General features: G+C 35.1%; 15 protein-coding genes. 14 read left to right on the top strand and 1 reads right to left on the bottom strand.

All coding sequences use genetic code 11. The annotated features are described in order from the left end of the window. Positions 1–201: 201 nt before the first annotated feature. The 14 genes from ACWGOQ_RS00370 to ACWGOQ_RS00305 all read left to right on the top strand — a co-directional run bounded on the left by ACWGOQ_RS00370 (position 202) and on the right by ACWGOQ_RS00305 (position 18,267). The gene (locus ACWGOQ_RS00370) at positions 202–4,101 is read left to right on the top strand and encodes a fibronectin type III domain-containing protein (RefSeq protein ID WP_452056562.1); all 3,900 of its coding nucleotides are present in this window, start codon (positions 202–204) and stop codon (positions 4,099–4,101) included. Positions 4,102–4,491: 390 nt separating this feature from the next. Next, positions 4,492–5,058 (top strand): aminoacyl-tRNA hydrolase, encoded by a 567-nt coding sequence (pth, locus tag ACWGOQ_RS00365; protein ID WP_452056561.1) that lies wholly within the window; start codon positions 4,492–4,494, stop codon positions 5,056–5,058. A gap of 208 nt (positions 5,059–5,266) precedes the next feature. Continuing rightward, the gene (locus ACWGOQ_RS00360) at positions 5,267–6,199 is read left to right on the top strand and encodes a bifunctional riboflavin kinase/FAD synthetase (protein ID WP_452056560.1); all 933 of its coding nucleotides are present in this window, start codon (positions 5,267–5,269) and stop codon (positions 6,197–6,199) included. Continuing rightward, positions 6,196–7,515 carry an HTTM domain-containing protein gene (locus tag ACWGOQ_RS00355; protein ID WP_452056559.1) on the top strand — a complete coding sequence of 440 codons (1,320 nt, stop codon included), beginning with the start codon at positions 6,196–6,198 and terminating at the stop codon, positions 7,513–7,515. The genes ACWGOQ_RS00360 and ACWGOQ_RS00355 overlap by 4 nt, the downstream gene beginning before the upstream one ends. 39 nt (positions 7,516–7,554) lie before the next feature. Further along, complete coding sequence (locus tag ACWGOQ_RS00350) at positions 7,555–9,465, top strand: ATP-binding protein (protein ID WP_452056558.1); 1,911 nt, start codon at positions 7,555–7,557, stop codon at positions 9,463–9,465. 185 nt (positions 9,466–9,650) lie between these two features. Then, a complete protein-coding gene (gene serS, locus ACWGOQ_RS00345) occupies positions 9,651–10,922 on the top strand; it encodes a serine--tRNA ligase (RefSeq protein ID WP_452056557.1) in 1,272 nt (423 codons plus the stop codon). Between the two features lie 192 nt (positions 10,923–11,114). Next, entirely contained in the window at positions 11,115–12,902 is a 1,788-nt protein-coding gene (locus ACWGOQ_RS00340) for a tetratricopeptide repeat protein (RefSeq protein ID WP_452056556.1), read from the top strand. A 131-nt stretch (positions 12,903–13,033) separates the two neighbouring features. Further along, the gene (locus ACWGOQ_RS00335) at positions 13,034–13,342 is read left to right on the top strand and encodes a DUF4286 family protein (RefSeq protein ID WP_452056555.1); all 309 of its coding nucleotides are present in this window, start codon (positions 13,034–13,036) and stop codon (positions 13,340–13,342) included. Beyond that, positions 13,342–13,770, top strand: coding sequence for a hypothetical protein (locus ACWGOQ_RS00330; RefSeq protein WP_452056554.1), 429 nt, complete (start codon positions 13,342–13,344; stop codon positions 13,768–13,770). The genes ACWGOQ_RS00335 and ACWGOQ_RS00330 overlap by 1 nt, the downstream gene beginning before the upstream one ends. A 1-nt stretch (position 13,771) precedes the next feature. Then, positions 13,772–14,638, top strand: coding sequence for a 16S rRNA (adenine(1518)-N(6)/adenine(1519)-N(6))-dimethyltransferase RsmA (rsmA, locus tag ACWGOQ_RS00325; RefSeq protein WP_452056553.1), 867 nt, complete (start codon positions 13,772–13,774; stop codon positions 14,636–14,638). A gap of 86 nt (positions 14,639–14,724) precedes the next feature. After that, positions 14,725–16,080 carry a magnesium transporter gene (gene mgtE, locus ACWGOQ_RS00320; RefSeq protein WP_452056552.1) on the top strand — a complete coding sequence of 452 codons (1,356 nt, stop codon included), beginning with the start codon at positions 14,725–14,727 and terminating at the stop codon, positions 16,078–16,080. A 326-nt stretch (positions 16,081–16,406) separates the two neighbouring features. Then, entirely contained in the window at positions 16,407–16,808 is a 402-nt protein-coding gene (locus ACWGOQ_RS00315) for an acyl-CoA thioesterase (RefSeq protein WP_452056551.1), read from the top strand. 8 nt (positions 16,809–16,816) lie between these two features. Next, positions 16,817–17,182: a cupin domain-containing protein gene (locus ACWGOQ_RS00310; protein ID WP_452056550.1), complete on the top strand. Its 366-nt coding sequence runs from the start codon at positions 16,817–16,819 to the stop codon at positions 17,180–17,182. Continuing rightward, positions 17,179–18,267 (top strand): Gfo/Idh/MocA family protein, encoded by a 1,089-nt coding sequence (locus ACWGOQ_RS00305; RefSeq protein ID WP_452056549.1) that lies wholly within the window; start codon positions 17,179–17,181, stop codon positions 18,265–18,267. The genes ACWGOQ_RS00310 and ACWGOQ_RS00305 overlap by 4 nt, the downstream gene beginning before the upstream one ends. A 54-nt stretch (positions 18,268–18,321) precedes the next feature. Here the strand turns inward: ACWGOQ_RS00305 and ACWGOQ_RS00300 are convergent, their stop codons facing one another. Continuing rightward, positions 18,322–18,756 carry a hypothetical protein gene (locus ACWGOQ_RS00300; RefSeq protein ID WP_452056548.1) on the bottom strand — a complete coding sequence of 145 codons (435 nt, stop codon included), beginning with the start codon at positions 18,754–18,756 and terminating at the stop codon, positions 18,322–18,324. Positions 18,757–18,793 lie beyond the last annotated feature (37 nt).

Here is an 18,793-nt window from a genome sequence, read left to right as displayed (position 1 = left end):
TGTTAACCGTACTTTGTAGTACTCTACCTACATACATCCGTCTTTGAAACAAATGTTAACTCAATGTTAAGGTTTTGTACAGTGATTTTTAACCTCTTCATCGAAAATCTTTTTTTAATTAGGAATATTTTAAGAGTTTTGGTCGTTTCCTTAACGAATCGTCAAGGAAATTAAATTACCACTAACTCAAACTCAATAAAAATGAAAAAAAGTTACAAAAACCTTATTAGGAAAAGGTTTGAAAAACTACCCATGCTAGTTTTTTCTACTATGCTACTTCTTTCGGCCGGAGTATTTGCTCAAAGTGCAGCACAAAAGTCAAAAATAATTCAGAATAGTAATCTTTATAAACTTAATCAACTACAAGAACAAAGTGCTAAAAAAGCAGTTATTCAGAAAAAAGAAGCTATACAAGCAGCTCAAAAAAATGGATGGCCTATTAAAACCACACTCAAAGATGGGACTTTTTCAGAGCTACAAAAACTTTCAGTAGATGGAAAGCCAATTTATTATACTACTTTTAATGTAGATGCTGCACGATCAACCAGGACAAATCATCTTAATTCAGGAGGGTCATTAGGGCTTAATCTAGATGGCCAAAACATGACGGCTCACGTTTGGGATGGTGGTCACGCCAGAGCATCTCACCAAGAATATGATGGCGCTGGAGGTACTAATCGTGTAACTATTCAGGATGTGTCATCAGAAGGTGGAGTACAACTTAATTTTCACGCAGGTCATGTAACTGGAACAATTATGGCCTCTGGTGTACAAGCGGATGCAAAGGGGATGGCTTCTCAGGCTAAAGTAAATGGATATATGTGGAATAATGATGTAGCCGAGGCAACAGCTGCCGCTGCAAATGGTATGCTGGTATCTAACCACTCTTATGGATTCCGAAGTGACTTGGTTCCTGATCAATATTTTGGAGCTTATATAGACGAATCTGAAGCTTGGGATGAAGTAATGTTCAATGCACCTTATTATCTAATGGTAGTTGCCGCAGGTAATGACGGTAACCAAAACAACTACAATGGTCAACCACTGGGTGGAAACTCATCATATGATAAGTTAACCGGGCACTCTACTTCAAAAAACAATATGGTGGTTGCGAATGCACAAGATGCAAGTATAAATGCAGATGGATCATTAAGCAGTGTAACAATCAATAGTTCTAGTAGTGAAGGACCAACTGATGATTTTAGAATCAAGCCGGATATTACCGGAAACGGGACTGGTGTCTATTCAACATATGCTAGCAGTGATACTGCCTATAATAGTATTACAGGAACGTCAATGGCCTCTCCAAATGTTACCGGATCTTTATTATTATTACAACAGCATTATGATAATCTAAATGGAAGTTTTATGAGAGCAGCTACTTTAAAAGGAGTTGCACTTCATACTGCTGATGATGCAGGACCTTCTGGACCTGATGCGGTATATGGATGGGGGTTAATGAATGCGAAAGCTGCTGCAGAGGTTATTTCTGCTAACGGAAATGAAACGAAAATTGAGGAACTTACTTTGAATAGTGGTCAAACGTACTCAATTACTGTAGATTCTGACGGAGTGAACCCTTTGTTAGCTTCTATTTCTTGGACAGATCGTGCAGGTACAGCTACTACAGCCACCAACTCTTCGACTGCTATTTTAGTAAATGATTTAGACATTAGAGTTACACAAAATTCTACAACTTATACTCCTTATAGATTAACCAGTATTACTACCAACGGAACAGGAGATAATACAGTCGATCCCTACGAGAGAATTGATATAGCAAATGCTTCTGGTTCTTACACAATTACAGTAACCAATAAAGGTTCTTTAGTTGGCGGAAGTCAGAATTTTTCTCTTATTGTAACTGGATTAACAGGCACACCTGTTGTTTGTAATGCTACAGTCCCTGCAGGAGTAGGGTCAACTAACATAGGCTCTGATACAGCGACCATCAACTGGACTGCAATTCCTGGAGCATCTTTTGATGTAAGATATCGCCAAACTGGTACTTCAACGTGGACCACACAAACAGCTAGCGGAACTTCTGCCACAATTCCTGGTTTAGCTGCCACTACATCATACGAAGTACAAGTAAGAAGTAACTGTTCTGATGGTTCAACTTCTTCTTATAGTGCATCTACTACTTTTACTACTACCGAAATTCAACTAAACTATTGCGCATCAAATGGGAATAGTATAGCAGATGAATATATTGGGAATGTACAACTAGGAACAATTAACAATGCTTCTGGCGCAGGAAGTGGTGGTTATACCGATTTTACCTCTGTTTCCACGTCAATTTCAAAAGGAGAAACCTATACCATTACTGTAACACCAACCTGGACAGGAACGGTTTATAGCGAAGGGTACAGTGTATGGATTGACTACAACCAAAATGGTAGTTTTACCGACGCAGGAGAACAAGTGTGGACTCAAGCAGCTACACAAACCACACCTGTTAGTGGAGCCTTTACAGTACCTGCAAGTGCAACCAATGGAAACACAAGAATGCGTGTTTCTATGAAATATAACGGTGTACCAACTTCTTGTGAATCATTCCAGTATGGAGAGGTAGAAGATTATTCGGTGACTATTGGAGCTTCTACTGGTGATACACAAACACCAACAGCACCCACAGGATTAGCTGCTTCTGATGTCAAAGAAACTACGGTCACTTTATCTTGGAATCCAGCCACAGATAATGTAGGTGTAACAGCATATGATGTATATCAAGGTAGCTCTATTCTTGGTGAAGTAACAACAACTACGGCAAACGTTACCGGACTAACAGCAAGCACAGCTTATCAATTTAGCGTAAAAGCAAAAGATGCTGCTGGAAATGAATCAGCATTTAGTAATACAGTGAATGTTACTACTGCAGCAGCACCTGACACGCAAGCGCCAACAGTACCAACAGGATTAACAGCATCAAATGTTGCAGAAACTACAGTAACTTTATCCTGGAATCCAGCTACAGATAATGTAGGTGTAACGGCATACGATGTATACCAGGGCAGCACTAATCTTGGAGAAGTTACAGATACAACTACAAACGTAACTGGATTAACCGCTGATACAGCATATCAGTTTAGCATAAAAGCAAAAGATGCTGCCGGAAATGAATCAGCATTTAGTAATATAATAACGGTAACTACATCGGGAGGATCTACCGGAAGTGGTTGTACATCAGGTATTTCTTCTTTCCCTTATGATGAGGGATTTGAAAATACGCTTGGATCATGGACACAGTCTAACACTGATGATATTAACTGGTCAGTTGATGCTAGTGGAACACCTTCTAGCGGCACAGGACCGTCTTCTGCAGCACAAGGCTCTTACTACATTTTTGTGGAAGCTTCTGGTAACGGAACAGGGTATCCTAACAAACAAGCAATCTTAAACTCACCTTGTTTTGATTTATCCAGTCTTTCTGAAGCTAGTATATCTTTTAGCTACCATATGTATGGTGCAACAGATATGGGAAGTATTGCCTTGGATGCCAGTACCGATAACGGGGTTACATGGACAAATCTTTGGAGTGAATCAGGAAACAAAGGAAACTCTTGGTTAACAGCCAGTATTGATCTCGCTGCATATGCAGGAGGAAGTGTTCAACTTAGGCTAAATAGAATTACCGGATCTACGTGGCAAGCTGATATTGCAATTGATAACCTATCATTATCCAATACCTCTGGTGGCGGCGGATCAACTGATATTTGCGAAGGAGTATCAGAATGGTCAAGTTCTCAATCATACCAACCTGGAGATCGAGTTACGTACCAAGGAAATTTATTTGAAAGAACTACTACAGGGTGGACTAATCTAGGAGCTTGTGGAACTACCGTATCATTTACGACAATTTCTGAAGATCCTCTAGGACCACCAACAGCATTATTATCTGTATACCCTAATCCGTTAAAAGGAGCAATTCTTAATGTACGTGCAGGAAATTCAGGAACCGAACAATACTCTATATACAATATGTTAGGGCAAACTGTTCTTAAAGGAACTTTCTCTAACACTATCAATGTTCAGAGTCTAGAAGCTGGAGTGTATATGCTAAAAATAAATAATCAGACTGCTCGCTTTATAAAAGAATAAAATTATAGATAGATAACCTTAATTTTATAAAAGCCCTGAAGCAAGTTGTTTCAGGGCTTTTTGTTTACTGACACCCTCTGAAATAAATTGACATAAGTCGACCGTTATCAAAACCCAATCCAAAGTTTATTCATCAAATAAGAATTAAAAAGCAATTTATTCTAGATATTTGTCATCAACATAGCATATTTGAGTATTAAGCCTAAAACACCTAATTTTACACAAATAAAAAATCATTAGGAAATAACATTCACCAAGTAAAAGTAATCTGTTACAAATCACCACCAGGTTTCTGGACAGCTCAAACCATTTAAAATATTGAAAAGCTTTTTTTATAAAATATTTTCTAAACAAAACCAAAAAACTCAAGAAGAAACTCAGGAAGATCTTATGAAAAAATTTCTTGTAGTAGGTCTCGGTAATATTGGACCTAAATATCATAACACTCGTCATAATATTGGCTTTAAGATTCTAGATTCACTGGCAAAAGAAGAAAGTCTAACTTTTGAAACCGCAAAACTTGGTGATCTAACAACTTATAAGCATAAAGGACGTACGATTCTTTTGTTAAAACCAAATACCTTTATGAATCTTAGTGGAAAGGCAGTTAAATATTGGTTGACTAAAGAAAAGGTTCCTGTGGAAAACCTATTAATCATTACAGATGACATTAATCTTTCCTTCGGAACTATTCGGCTAAAGGCAAAAGGTAGCGCAGGAGGTCATAATGGACTGAAAGATATAGAAGCCCAACTAAACACCTCTAAATACTGCAGGTTCCGGTTTGGTGTTGGAGCAGAATTTAATAAAGGAAGACAGGTTGATTATGTTTTGGGAGAATGGGGAACCGAAGAAGAAATTGCTATGCCCGAACGTTTAGACAAAGCAGTTGCTTTAATAAAATCCTTTGCAACGGCTGGACTAGCAAATACTATGAATGCCTTTAACGGAAAATAAATAGTACATCTCACAACATTTGTTTAATTTTATAGCTCATAATTACTACTTGACAACCACTGTAGCAAATGTTATGCAAACTTGGATTACAAAGCATGATTTTACTAAAATTAATCTTTTTGGAACAAAAAACCACTTCAGAATTGACATTAATTTCTTCGCCTCTTATCATATTTCACCAAGCACTAAAAACCAATAAAAACCTAGGATGAAACGCTATACAGATGCCAAGACATATGACAACCAAACACCATCAGTAGTAACTATTGGAACTTTTGATGGAGTACATATTGGGCACAAAAAAATAATTGAACGGTTAGTAGAGGCTGCTAAACGAAATAACCTTGAATCTGTTATTCTTACCTTTTTTCCTCATCCGAGAATGGTGTTACAAAAAGATACAAACATCAAATTGATCAACACCATCGACGAACGAATTCAGATTCTAGAAAAAACAGGGTTAGACAGCTTGGTAATCCATCCATTTACTAAAGAGTTTTCCAGACTTTCTGCAAAAGAATATGTAGAAGAAATGTTGATTAAAAAACTAAGCGTACGTCACGTTATTATCGGGTATGACCATCGTTTCGGAAGAAATCGAAATTCTAATATTACGGATCTTGCTTCTTTTGGAATTAAAAATGATTTTACCGTTGAAGAAATTTCCAAACAGGATATTGATGACGTAGCTGTAAGTTCTACTAAAATTCGAGAAGCTCTACTTGATGGAAATATTGCTAAAGCCAATAAGTATTTGGGATATAATTTTATGCTTACTGGTAAGATCATCAAAGGAAAAGAACTTGGCCGCAAACTAGAATACCCTACTGCCAATCTTCATATAGAAGAAGAATATAAGCTCATCCCAAAAAAAGGTGTATATATTGTAAAGTCTCAGATCAACAATAAAACATATTTTGGAATGATGAATATTGGTTTTAATCCTACTGTAGATGGAAAACATCAAACTATTGAAACTCATTTTTTTGATGCTTCCTTTAACTTATATGAAAAAAAGATTCAGATAGAAATGCTAAAACGAATTAGAGATGAGAAAAAATTTGACTCTATTGAAGCGTTAAAAACTGCGATGCAGGATGATGAAGACTTTTCCAGAGATTTTATAAACTCTATGGTATGATTAATCGTTGGCTATTTACACAAATAGATAACAGTGCTTTAATAATATTTAGAGTTTTTTTTGGATTTCTGATTGCCGCAGAATCTTTTGGAGCTATTCTTACCGGATGGGTAAAACGAACGCTCGTAGAACCCCAATTCACATTTAACTTTATAGGATTAGATTTTTTACAGCCTCTTTCTGGCAACGGTATGTATTACTACTTTGCATTGATGGGGATACTTGGTGTTTTTATAATGATTGGTTTTAAGTACCGATGGAGCATGATTGGATATACATTTCTTTGGGCAGGAGTCTATTATATGCAAAAGTCATCCTATAATAATCACTATTATCTATTATTACTACTGTGTATTCTGATGAGCACACTTCCTGCTAGCGGTTATTTTTCTATGGATGTGAGACGAAATCCGTCATTAAAAAAAATAGCAATGCCCCAATGGTGTGTATTACTCATTATAATACAGCTCTGGATTGTATACACATACGCTTCAGTCGCAAAATTATATCCGGACTGGTTAGATTATACAGTGGCAAAAAACCTAATGCTTTCCCGGGCTAATTATCCGATTATTGGAACGCTCCTACAACAACATTGGACACACGTTAGTATTACCTATTTTGGAATTTTATTTGACCTTCTTATCATTCCTTTGTTATTATGGAGAAAAACTCGTCTTTCTGCATTTATCATTAGTATCTTTTTTCACTTATTTAATTCAATTGTATTTCAGATAGGGATATTTCCATACCTATCCTTAGCCTTTAGTGTATTTTTCTTTTCTAAAGAATGGATCCATAGCATTTTTATGTTTAAAAAAGAGTTCTACACTGCGAACGAGGTGATCGTTCCAACATACAAAAAACTTTTAATTCCAGCATTAGTCATTTGGTTTATCATCCAACTTGCTTTACCTGTTCGCCATTGGTTCATCCCTGGAGACGTATTATGGACAGAAGAAGGACACAAATTAAGCTGGAGAATGATGCTTCGGGGCCGATCGGGTTATACTAATTTCTATGTTGAATTTAAGGATGATAAATCCCGTAAAGTGAAAATTGACAAAAATCAATATCTAACCATAAAACAACGCCGTCTGGTAAATACTAAACCCGACGCCATATGGCAATTTGCTCAATTCCTTAAAAAAGAATACCTGAAAGAAGGACAAGATATAGCTGTTTATGCTAACAGTAAGGTTTCTGTAAATGGCAAAAAGCTAAAAGTATTAATTGATCCAGATATTGATTTGACAAGTGTAGAATGGAATTATTTTACTACCAATCCTTGGGTTATTAAATATAATAAAGAATAAACATATCTAAACTACCAAGATGTATAGAACTGTATCCATATGCGTATAATTTCTCTTGCCTTTTTTTATGTTTTCATAATAGTTTTTTCATTTTCTGTTAAATCTCAGGAAAAGAAGGATCAGTATTCCTTTTTTGGTCAAACGCCTAACACCGTAGACCAACACTTTTATAGAGACCTAAAGGCCTCAAAAAACCTTCTAAAGAGAATAAAAATAATAGATACTATTGCAACAATTCATCTTCAGGCAGGTAATACGGATTCTATTATATATTATGGAAACCTATTACAACAAGAAATTGGTAACAGAAACAACAAACTTTTAGCGTATGATTTCTATCTTTCTAGATCCTACGATATTCTGGGTAAAGGTAAATTAGAGAAAGGGCTTTTTGATGACGCTATGAAGCATCGTCTCCAAGGTATCGCTATTTCGCCTGTTTCCAAAATGAGCAAAATGTACTACACGCATCAAATAGGATTAGGTGTAGTATACCTTTATCAAAAAGAATATGACACCGCTTTATCAATATTTCAAACCTGTTTAGAAAATGCAGTAGATACTGAAGTATTAATTTTGGCAAAAAAACACCTGGCAGATACCTATTTTTTTAAAAAAGACGTTTCAAAAGCAAAATCTAAGTATCTAGAAGTTTTAGAGAACCTGCGTCTTTATGAAAATAATAAAATCAGATTAGAAACTCAACTAAAACTTGGAAGGATAGATATGTTCGAAAATAACCTTAGCCATGCCCTAGAATATTTTCGATCTGTAAAGGAAATTTCCTTACAAAATAAATTTTACGACCTCTATATCAATGCTGTCATACAGATGGGTATTGTATACTATAATCAAGAACGTATACAAGATGCAGAAATAATATTATCATCTGCCTATGTAAATACAGTACAATGGAATAAACTAGAACTACAAAGAGATGTTATCATGGTTCTTAGAAATCTAAAAGTGGCAGAAAAAGATTATGAAAACGCTTATAACTTAATGACCCAATACCTCGGTGTTTCTAATAAAATCCTGACAAATCAGAACAAGGAGATCGTAAAGGAAATGGAAGTAAAATACCAAACTCTTCAAAAAGAAAAGGAAATATTAGCGCTTAAAGAAGAACAGCTATTAAAAGAAAGTGAAATTGAAAGACAACGCACGATCAAAAAAGCATTTCTCATAGGTTTTCTTGTGGTATTACTTCCGATAATAGCACTGTTGTTGGTATACTTCCAGAAATTAAAAACACAAGTTGAACTCAATAAATCTCAAAAAGAAGTAAACTCTCAAAAAGTGCATGGATTGATGAAAGATCAGGAGCTTAACCTAGTGAAAGCAACAATGGACGGACAAAATAACGAACGTATGCGCCTTGCCAGAGAATTACACGATAGCATTGGAGGAAATCTTGCAAGTATAAAACTACAACTTTCTAATGCGAATTATACTGAAAATCCACAAACAAAAATCATGAAACAGGTTGATGAAACGTATCAACAGGTGCGTAATATATCACATAATCTAGCCTCTAAAAAATTTCAAAATAATGGTATTTCTACATTGGTGAAAGAATACGTAAATAATATACAGCAAGGCAGTGATCAAATGATTTCTTTTAATCCCTATCCCGAGGGAACACTCAACGAAATAGAAAACCCTTTAAAAGAAGAATTATTCAAAATTATTCAGGAGCTCCTAACAAATACCTTAAAACACGCAAAAGCCGACCAAATTGATATTTACCTTAATGGACACGAAACCTCCTTACAACTTCTTTTTGAGGATAACGGAATTGGCTTTGACACAGCTAATGTAGCAGATGGTATTGGTTTTAAGAATATCAAAAATCGATTAAACCCTTTATCAGGAAATATGATTATTGATTCTGCATCTAACAGAGGAACCGTTGTAAATATTGAAATTCCGATAGCTGATTCAATATAAAAAATGGTAAGAAAGGTATTTCTGTTGTCATTATTTTTTTACTATTTCATTTTTGTTAAAAATTACTCTTTCCATAGTATTACAGAATGAAGGATTTATTAAATTTGCTCCTTTAATGCGAAAAAGATCACGGTTCTTTGACAAGCTCAAGAACAACTTATATTCTTTCGCCCAAAACAAAAATCATGTTACTTGTACAACAAATCATAGCAAACAAAGAGGAGTATATCAAGGCATTCGCTAAAAGAAATTTTGATGCTGCTCCTATACTGGAAAAAGTAATTCATCTGGACGAAGAAAGACGTGCTACGCAGGCAAAACTTGACAACACCCTTGCCGACTCCAATAAATTATCGAAAGAAATTGGAATGCTATTTAAAAATGGCGAAGCCCAAAAAGCTACTATTTTAAAAGAAAAAACAAGTCAACTGAAAGAGAGCTCTAAAAGTTTATCTATAAGATTAACAGAAATACAGGAAGAGCTTACAGAGCTTCTTTACACGATTCCCAACGTTCCCCACACTTCTGTTCCTGACGGACAAACTGATGAAGATAATGAAGAAATATTTAGAGAAGGAAATATACCGGTTCTAGTAGATGGAGCTATACCACATTGGGAATTGGCAAAAAAATACGACATCATTGATTTTGAACTTGGTGTTAAGATTTCAGGAGCCGGATTCCCAGTCTATAAAGGGAAAGGAGCAAAACTTCAGCGTGCTTTGATCAGTTACTTTCTGGATAAAAATACAGAAGCTGGATATAAAGAGTATCAAGTTCCGTATCTGGTTAATGAGGCTTCGGGTTATGGCACAGGACAATTGCCCGATAAAGAAGGACAAATGTACCACGTTACCACAGATGATTTATATCTGATTCCTACTGCAGAAGTACCAGTAACTAATATGTTTAGAGATGATTTAGTCAATGAAAATGATCTCCCAATCTGTTGTACTGGATACACTCCTTGTTTCAGGAGGGAAGCTGGATCTTATGGAGCACATGTGCGTGGATTAAATCGTCTGCACCAATTTGATAAAGTAGAAATTGTACGGATAGAAAAACCAGAAAATTCATACGAGGCCCTCGACGGAATGGTAGCTCATATAAAAGAAATTCTAAAAGAATTAAAGTTGCCATATCGTATCCTTCGTCTGTGTGGAGGTGATATTGGATTTACATCTGCGCTCACATATGATTTTGAAGTGTTTTCTACCGCACAGGATCGCTGGTTAGAAATAAGCTCTGTCTCTAATTTTGAATCTTATCAGGCAAATCGCCTTAAATTGAGATACAAAGATGCTAACGGAAAAAACCAACTGGCGCACACGCTTAATGGAAGTTCCCTTGCACTGCCGAGAGTGTTAGCAGGTATTTTGGAAAACTACCAAACTTCAGAAGGAATAAAAATACCGGATGTTCTAGTTCCATACTGTGGCTTTGATATGATAAAGTAGGGTTTTAGAGTTTTAAAATAATCGAATTTACGAAAGGCAAGTTATATAACTATGGATCACCAGGCTTTTGCGTTTCCTATAGGTTTGTGAAATAGAGTATTATACCCATTTTTTTCCTAAAATCACCATCTCGAATATAACGAGACTAACGTACTACGTTACTATTTGCTATATTTACAAAAAACTTGTGCAATGCGCTTTATATTTCTTTATATAGCTTTTCTTTTTGCTATACCAATGTTTGGACAATCCGAGCAATTGGCAAAGAATTATATGCAACAAGGTCAGTACGAAAAAGCACTTTCTGTATATCAAAAATTATATAGTAAAAACTCAAGCCGTATCAACTACCTTTTGGGACTTGTCGAATCTTATCAGCAACTAGAACAGTTTGAAAAAGCCGAAGAAATTTTAAACAAACACATAGAAAAAAGCCCCAACAACTTACAGATTTTAGTAGAACTGGGACACCACTTTGAGGTTCAGGGTGATGTTATTAAAGCAAATATATACTATGATAAAGCCGTTAAAAATTTTAATCATAATAATGTAAATGCCGCATATACACTGGCGCAAACATTTGAAAAGTATAATCTGTTGGATCAAGCAGCCACGATTTATAAAAAAGGAATGGATTCAAATCCTGGGACTAATTTTAATGTGCAACTTGCCAAGATATACGGTGAGCAAGGTAAATTAGAAGAAATGTTTGGTAGTTATCTTTCGTTACTTCAACTACAACCTAACTATAAAAATATTGTACAAAGAAACTTCAATCAATATATTACTGACGATCCATTAAATGAAGCAAACATAATTTTCAGAAAATTATTGATAAAAAAACTTCAACAAAATCCTGATATTATCTTCAATGAGATGTTAAGTTGGCTTTTTGTGCAGGAAAAAGATTTTAAAAAAGCCTTCGTTCAGGAAAAGGCAATTTATAAGCGTAAAGATGAAGGATTACAAAGCATTCTGGATCTTGCACGTATTGCTATTGGTGCTAAAGACATGAAATCTGCTACCTATATTCTAGATTATATTCTAGAAACACCTGCAGGAAATGACATGAAACTTAAAGCTCATAAAATAATCCTAAAGGCAAAAACGGATTTGGCAGATAAAAAAGAATTTAAGTCCATCAATTCGCAATACGAAGTGATCTTCGAAACATATGGAAAATCCAGAGAAACCATTGGTCTTCAAATTGACTATGCACATTTTCTGGCTTTCAATCAAGATAGGAAACAAGAGGCTATTGAATTTCTTAAACAATTATTGGATAGAGAAAAACTGTCTAGATTTCAATCTTCTCGTGTTAAAATGAAAATTGCAGATATTCTTGTATTAGATCAAAAATTTAATCAGGCTCTTATCTATTATACCCAAGTACAAAATGCCTTAAAAAATAATTTCTTAGCTCAGGACGCCAGATTTAAAGTAGCCAAAACCAGTTATTATAAAGGAGATTTTGCTTGGGCACAGACACAATTAGATGTACTAAAATCATCCACTTCTCAATTAATTGCTAATGACGCAATGGAACTAAGCCTTATCATTAGTGATAACTCTTTAGAAGACTCAACACAGACCGCATTAAAGATTTTTGCCAAAGGTGATCTATTGGCGTTCCAGAATAAGAATCAAGAAGCGATAGCTACTTACGAAAAGATTTTAGTTAATCACAAAGGAGGAAAAATTGAAGATGAAACCTTTCTTCGACAGGCTAAACTATTTGAAAAGGAAAAAGAATTTGAAAAAGCGAAAGTAAATTATCTGAAGATCATCGAGTTTTATCCTAACGACATTCTTGTAGATGATGCTTATTATTGGCTCGCAGAATTATATGTAAATGTGCTAGGAGAACCAGAAAAGGCCAAAGAATTATATGAAAAACTGATTTTTAATCACGCAGATAGTATTTATTTTGTAAATGCTAGAAAAAAATATCGAACCCTGCGGGGGGATGCTATCAATTAGCCTTTATTAAGGTGCTTGCCCTAGTTTACTTTATAATACAATAGTTTACTGCCACTCCGATTAGATGATAGGTTGATTACCGTTATAATTTTGTTTCTTTGCATTTTACAACAATCAACAACTGACGATTCATGTACATTTACAATGTTACCATAAATATTGAAGAAACCAAACACCAGGAATGGTTGTCTTGGATGAAAAATAAGCACATACCTGATATGTTAGCTACCGGAAAATTCAGTAAGGCACTTATGAGCAAGGTACTAGTTGAAGAAGAAATGGGTGGAATCACCTATTCTGTACAGTATACAACGGATAGTAAGACTACGCTAGAACGTTATTATGATGAGGATGCAGAACGTCTTCGATCAGAAACAACTAAGTTTGCCGGGCATTTTGTTGCTTTCAGAACCGAATTAGAAGTTATTAACGAGCAATAATGAAACAATACAGACCAACATCATTGTATGTGATAAAGATTTTTGGTCTTGTGGTTGGAGCTGCATTTTGTATTTTCATCATTAGTTTATTTATAGACATTATTACTTTTTTTGTAGAAAGTTCATTTTTTGAAAAAGTAACATTTATCATCTTGATGACTCTATTTATCATAGCGGCATTTCTTATTATACGTTCTAACAATCCAATGATCAGTTTTGATAACGATTACATATATATAGGTCGACAAAAAGTAAGATATAATCAAGTAAAAAAATTCTTTCCTGCTAAAGGGGGTTCTGAACCTTATATAATAACCAAAGACGGTCATAAAATTGACCTTGAAACTTCCTGGTTTCGAAAAAAGGACCGTATTGAAATAGAAAGGACTATTTTAGAAAAGGTTCAATCACACGCAAAACAAGCCTAGCATGTCATCTAAATTTAGAAAAAACAAAAACCAATCATCAAAAAATAACAGTTGGCGGGAAAAAACGGCTGTTCGAGCAAAAAAACATTTAGGTCAACATTTTCTTAAGGATGAAAATATTGCAAAAAAAATTGGTGATACCCTAACCTTACAGAACTACACAAATGTTATTGAAATAGGTCCTGGTATGGGCGTACTTACGAAATATATTCTGCAAAAAGATGTAAATCTTATTGCTATGGATTTGGACACTGAATCCATCGAATATTTAAACACAAGTTTTCCGCTAGAACATCCACAAATTAGAGAGAGTAAAGGTACATTTAAAGTAGTAGAGGCAGATTTTCTTAAACATAATCTCAATATGTTATTTGATAATGAACCTTTTGCAATTACGGGAAATTTCCCATACAACATTTCATCCCAGATTGTCTTTAAAACACTGGAGAATCGTCAAAGAATACCAGAATTTACTGGAATGTTTCAGAAAGAAGTTGCTCAGCGTATTTGCGAAAGACCCGGAAGTAAAGTTTATGGTATTCTCTCTGTACTAACTCAAGCATTCTATGATGCGGAATATTTATTCTCGGTTCCACCATCTGTTTTTAATCCACCACCCAAAGTAGATAGCGGGGTATTAAGGTTAACCCGAAAACCTATAAAATCACTTCCTTGCAATGAGAAGTTTTTTTACAAAGTAGTTAAAACCTCCTTTGGACAACGAAGAAAAACCCTGAAGAATAGCTTAAAAACTTTCCAGTTGAGTAATGAAATTAAAGAAATGGACATCTTAGCCTATAGACCTGAACAATTAAGTGTAGATCAGTTTATAGAATTAACAGTACTTATCGAAAAATCGGTAAGTTAATTTCATTTAACACCAATCTAAACCACAATTGAATTCTTTGGTTATCTTTGTGAGCGTTTGTAAAGAAATCCAAAAACACCTATTTCATGTCATTCGAGATTTCCAATGAGCTTATCGAACAAGTTAAAATCCTCATTCAAGATGAAGAGGACACCCACTTGCAAGAACTACTTAATGAAATCCACTTTGCCGATACCGCTGAGATCATTGGAGAATTAAATCTATATCAAGCAACATATCTAATTAAGCTACTCGATAGCGAAAAGTCTTCTGAAGCCCTTATGGAGTTAGAAGAGGATTTTAGAGAGCGCATTTTGGACAACTTATCTGTAAAGGAAATTGCAGAAGAGCTAGAAGAAATGGATACCGATGATGCAGCTGATATTATTGCAGAATTACCCGAGGGTCGTGCAGAAGAAGTAATTGCAGAAATAGAAAACGAAAAGCACGCAGAAGACATAAAAGAACTGCTACTATATGCTGAGAATACTGCGGGTGGATTGATGGCAAAAGAACTGGTAAAGGTGAAGGAAACCTGGACAGTCGCTGGATGTGTTCGCGAAATGCGTCAACAAGCTGAAAAAGTAACCAGAGTACACTCTATTTATGTAGTAGATAAAGAAGGGAGGCTCAAAGGAAGATTGTCTCTTAAAGACTTACTTACTGCTTCTGCCAAAGCTTACATCAGTGAAGTATATATTCCTAAAGTAGACTATGTAAATGTAGAAACTGAAGGTGAAGAAGTCGCTAGGGTTATGCAAAAATACGACCTGGAAGCCATTCCTGTAGTAGATAATGAAACAGTACTGGTGGGTCGCATTACCATTGATGATATGGTAGATTTTATAAAAGATGAAGCCGAAAAAGATTATCAAATGGCTGCAGGTATATCCCAGGATGTCGAAGCAGATGATAATGTGTGGCAACTTACAAGAGCGCGCTTACCCTGGTTAATATTAGGTTTGTTTGGAGGATTAGGAAGTGTTTTTATCATGCAAGATTTTGAAGATGTTATGACAAATCCAAGAATACGAGATTTATTTTTCTACACACCACTTATTGCAGCAATGGCTGGTAATGTTGGGGTTCAATCTTCTGCGATTATTGTACAAGGTTTAGCAAATGATAATGTGAAAGGAAGCTTATTGAATCGGTTATTGAAAGAAGTAGGGTTAAGCTTGATCAACGGAGTTGCACTGGCACTTTTGGTTATCGTCTTCGGACTAATCATGAATTATGAGATTTCATTTAGTCTTACAATAGCCGTAGCTTTAATGAGCGTTATTATTGTAGCAGCATTAATTGGTACGTTTGTCCCAATAATTCTTGATAAAAGAGGTATCGACCCAGCAATCGCAACAGGTCCTTTTATAACAACAAGCAACGACATTTTTGGAATTTTTCTTTTCTTTTATATTGCGAAAGTAATTCTAGGATTTTAACAAAAACGCTGATATAATAGTTCTAGCAAGTATACACTTGCGGACAAGCAATAAATTTACTGCAGTAGAGCGGACCGGTTACGGCACCACTACAAGAACAGCCACATAGAGATAAATCAATGCCAGCTCGACCTTTGATCATACTTTGATGCTCTCTAGAAAGCATTTTAACACCACTGATGTTTAAAAGATTTGATTTCATGAAATACACGTTTTTAAGTTAGTTTAATAAATTTATAACATCTCTTTATGCTTTAAAATGTTTTTAACGTTTTTATAAAATCATTTGGAGTATATTATCAAAATAAAATTAGCACACGCCTATAATGAACTCTCGGATATTTAAAGCAAGAATTATAGTTAGTGCATCCGCAATTGATGATATGAATCACGTCAATAATGTGATGTATTTACAATGGATCCAGGATATAGCAAGAAAACACTGGGAAACTAAAACGGATCAAAAAACAAGAAACACCTACGTCTGGGTGGTGTTGAATCATTATATAGAATACCATAATCCAGCTTTTGAGAATGATGAATTAACTATTCAAACCTGGATTGATCATCACCACGGAGCAAAAAGCGAACGACATACTAAAATCATAGAAACTTCTTCTCAAAAAGTGATTGTTACAGCCAAAACCATGTGGTGTTTGCTACATAAAGAAACGTTAAGGCCTACTAGAATTAATCAAGAAATAAGTACCTTGTTTTTACCAAATTAAGTTAAAAAATGAAGGCGATTAATATTCAGGATAAACTTTCACAATTTGATAAACAATGGCATCCTCATCGAATCGCCAAGGTTGATGATAACCAGATATACTTGGCAAAAGTATGCGGTGATTTTATATGGCATAAACACGAACACGAAGATGAGCTTTTTCAGGTAGTCAAAGGTACGCTTTATATGAAATTCAAAGATAAAACCGTAAAGGTAGAACCTGGTGAAATTATTGTAGTTCCGAAGGGAGTGGAACATTGTCCTTCTACAAAAAATAATGAAGAAGTGCACCTCCTTTTATTTGAAAAAGCAAATACGAAGCATACTGGAGAAGTTACTTCAGAAAGAACTGTATCAAATTATATAGACCTATGAGTTTAGATAGAAGATCATTTATTCGTAACATTGGGCTTGTGGCAGGTTACAGTCTTCTACCTTCTTCTTATTTATTTTCAAACACATCAAATAAGAAATTAGGAATCTGCTTGGTGGCGTTAGGCAATTATAGCACTACCGTGTTAGCACCAGCGTTACAATTAACAAAACATTGTCGATTATCAGGAATAGTGACAGGAACACCTTCTAAAATACCTTTTTGGCAAAAAAAATATGGTATCCCTGACAAAAATGTATACGATTACGAAACGATGGATCGTATTGCAGATAATTCTGACATTGATGTCTTATACATTGTATTGCCCACAGGTTTACACGCTAAATATGCTATCAAAGCAGCAAATACAGGAAAACATGTGTGGTGTGAAAAACCCATGGCAAAAACAGAAAAAGAATGTCTATCGATTATAGAAGCTTGTGATAAAAATAAAGTAAAACTTTCTATAGGTTATCGAATGCAGCACGAACCAAACACCCGACAACTTATAAAATGGAACACGACTAAACCTTACGGAAAAATAGAGTCCGTTTATGCTGAGATTGGTTATAATGTAGGAGATCCACAAAAAAGCTGGAGACTAGATCGTGAACTAGGTGGAGGTACTATGTATGATTTAGGCGTATATTCATTAAATGCTGCGAGATATTCAACTGGTGAAGAACCAATATCGGTGGTAGCAGAACAAATGACTACAAGACCTAAAATATTTACCGAAACCGATGAAACAACACATTTTACATTAGAATTTCCTTCAGGAGCAGTCGCTCACGGAAAAACTAGTTTAGGACAGGACATGCACAAACTACGTGTCAATTGTAATCATGGATGGTATCAGTTACAACCTTTTTCTATGTACGCAGGTGTCAAAGGAAAAACCAGTGACGGAAAACTACTTAACACTTATATAGAAAATCAACAGGCAAAACAAATGGACGATGATGCACTGTCCATACTAAATAACACCAATGTACTTGTTCCTGGTAAAGAAGGAATGAAGGATATCAGAATTGTAGAAGCTATCTATAAATCCGCAAAAGAAAAACGTAAAATCAGTTTGATTTAACTTTTATGGGTTACGGCATTCAATAGCTAGATTAAATCTTACATTAATTGGAACTTACAGTTCGTTCTTGCAAGATCGTATATCTTCATAGAAGATACGATAATCTGTAGTAGTAACTACTTGTCCTTTTGTACTAAGTCTCACTGTCCCGTTTTTAGTTATTTCTGTGTAAGGCACCTTCTTCTTTGCGTATCCTTTATAAACAAATTCAAAATAACTATCTGCTTTCATTTTACTTGGGTTGATAAGAAAATCATACAATCCATCTTTATCCGTATATGCTTTCATGCACGTATTCTCATCTACTACTAACTTTACCGCTACATACTCCATTACCTTTTTTCTTTTGCCAAGAACTTTACCGGTTAATAATTCATCTTCGGTGATGGCTTCGATGTCTTCACTTTCATTTAACGTCTCCCCTTTTTGTTGAGACTTACAAGAAATAAGTAGGGTAATAAAAAATAGTGATAGTAAAATTGATCTCATGGTACTTTAATTTTGGGTTTTTTACTCGTTATCGTAA

The organism is Aquimarina ulvae (genome assembly GCF_053613295.3).
The sequence above is the reverse complement of the archived record's forward strand: the minus strand, read 5'-3'. Positions and strand labels throughout refer to the sequence as shown.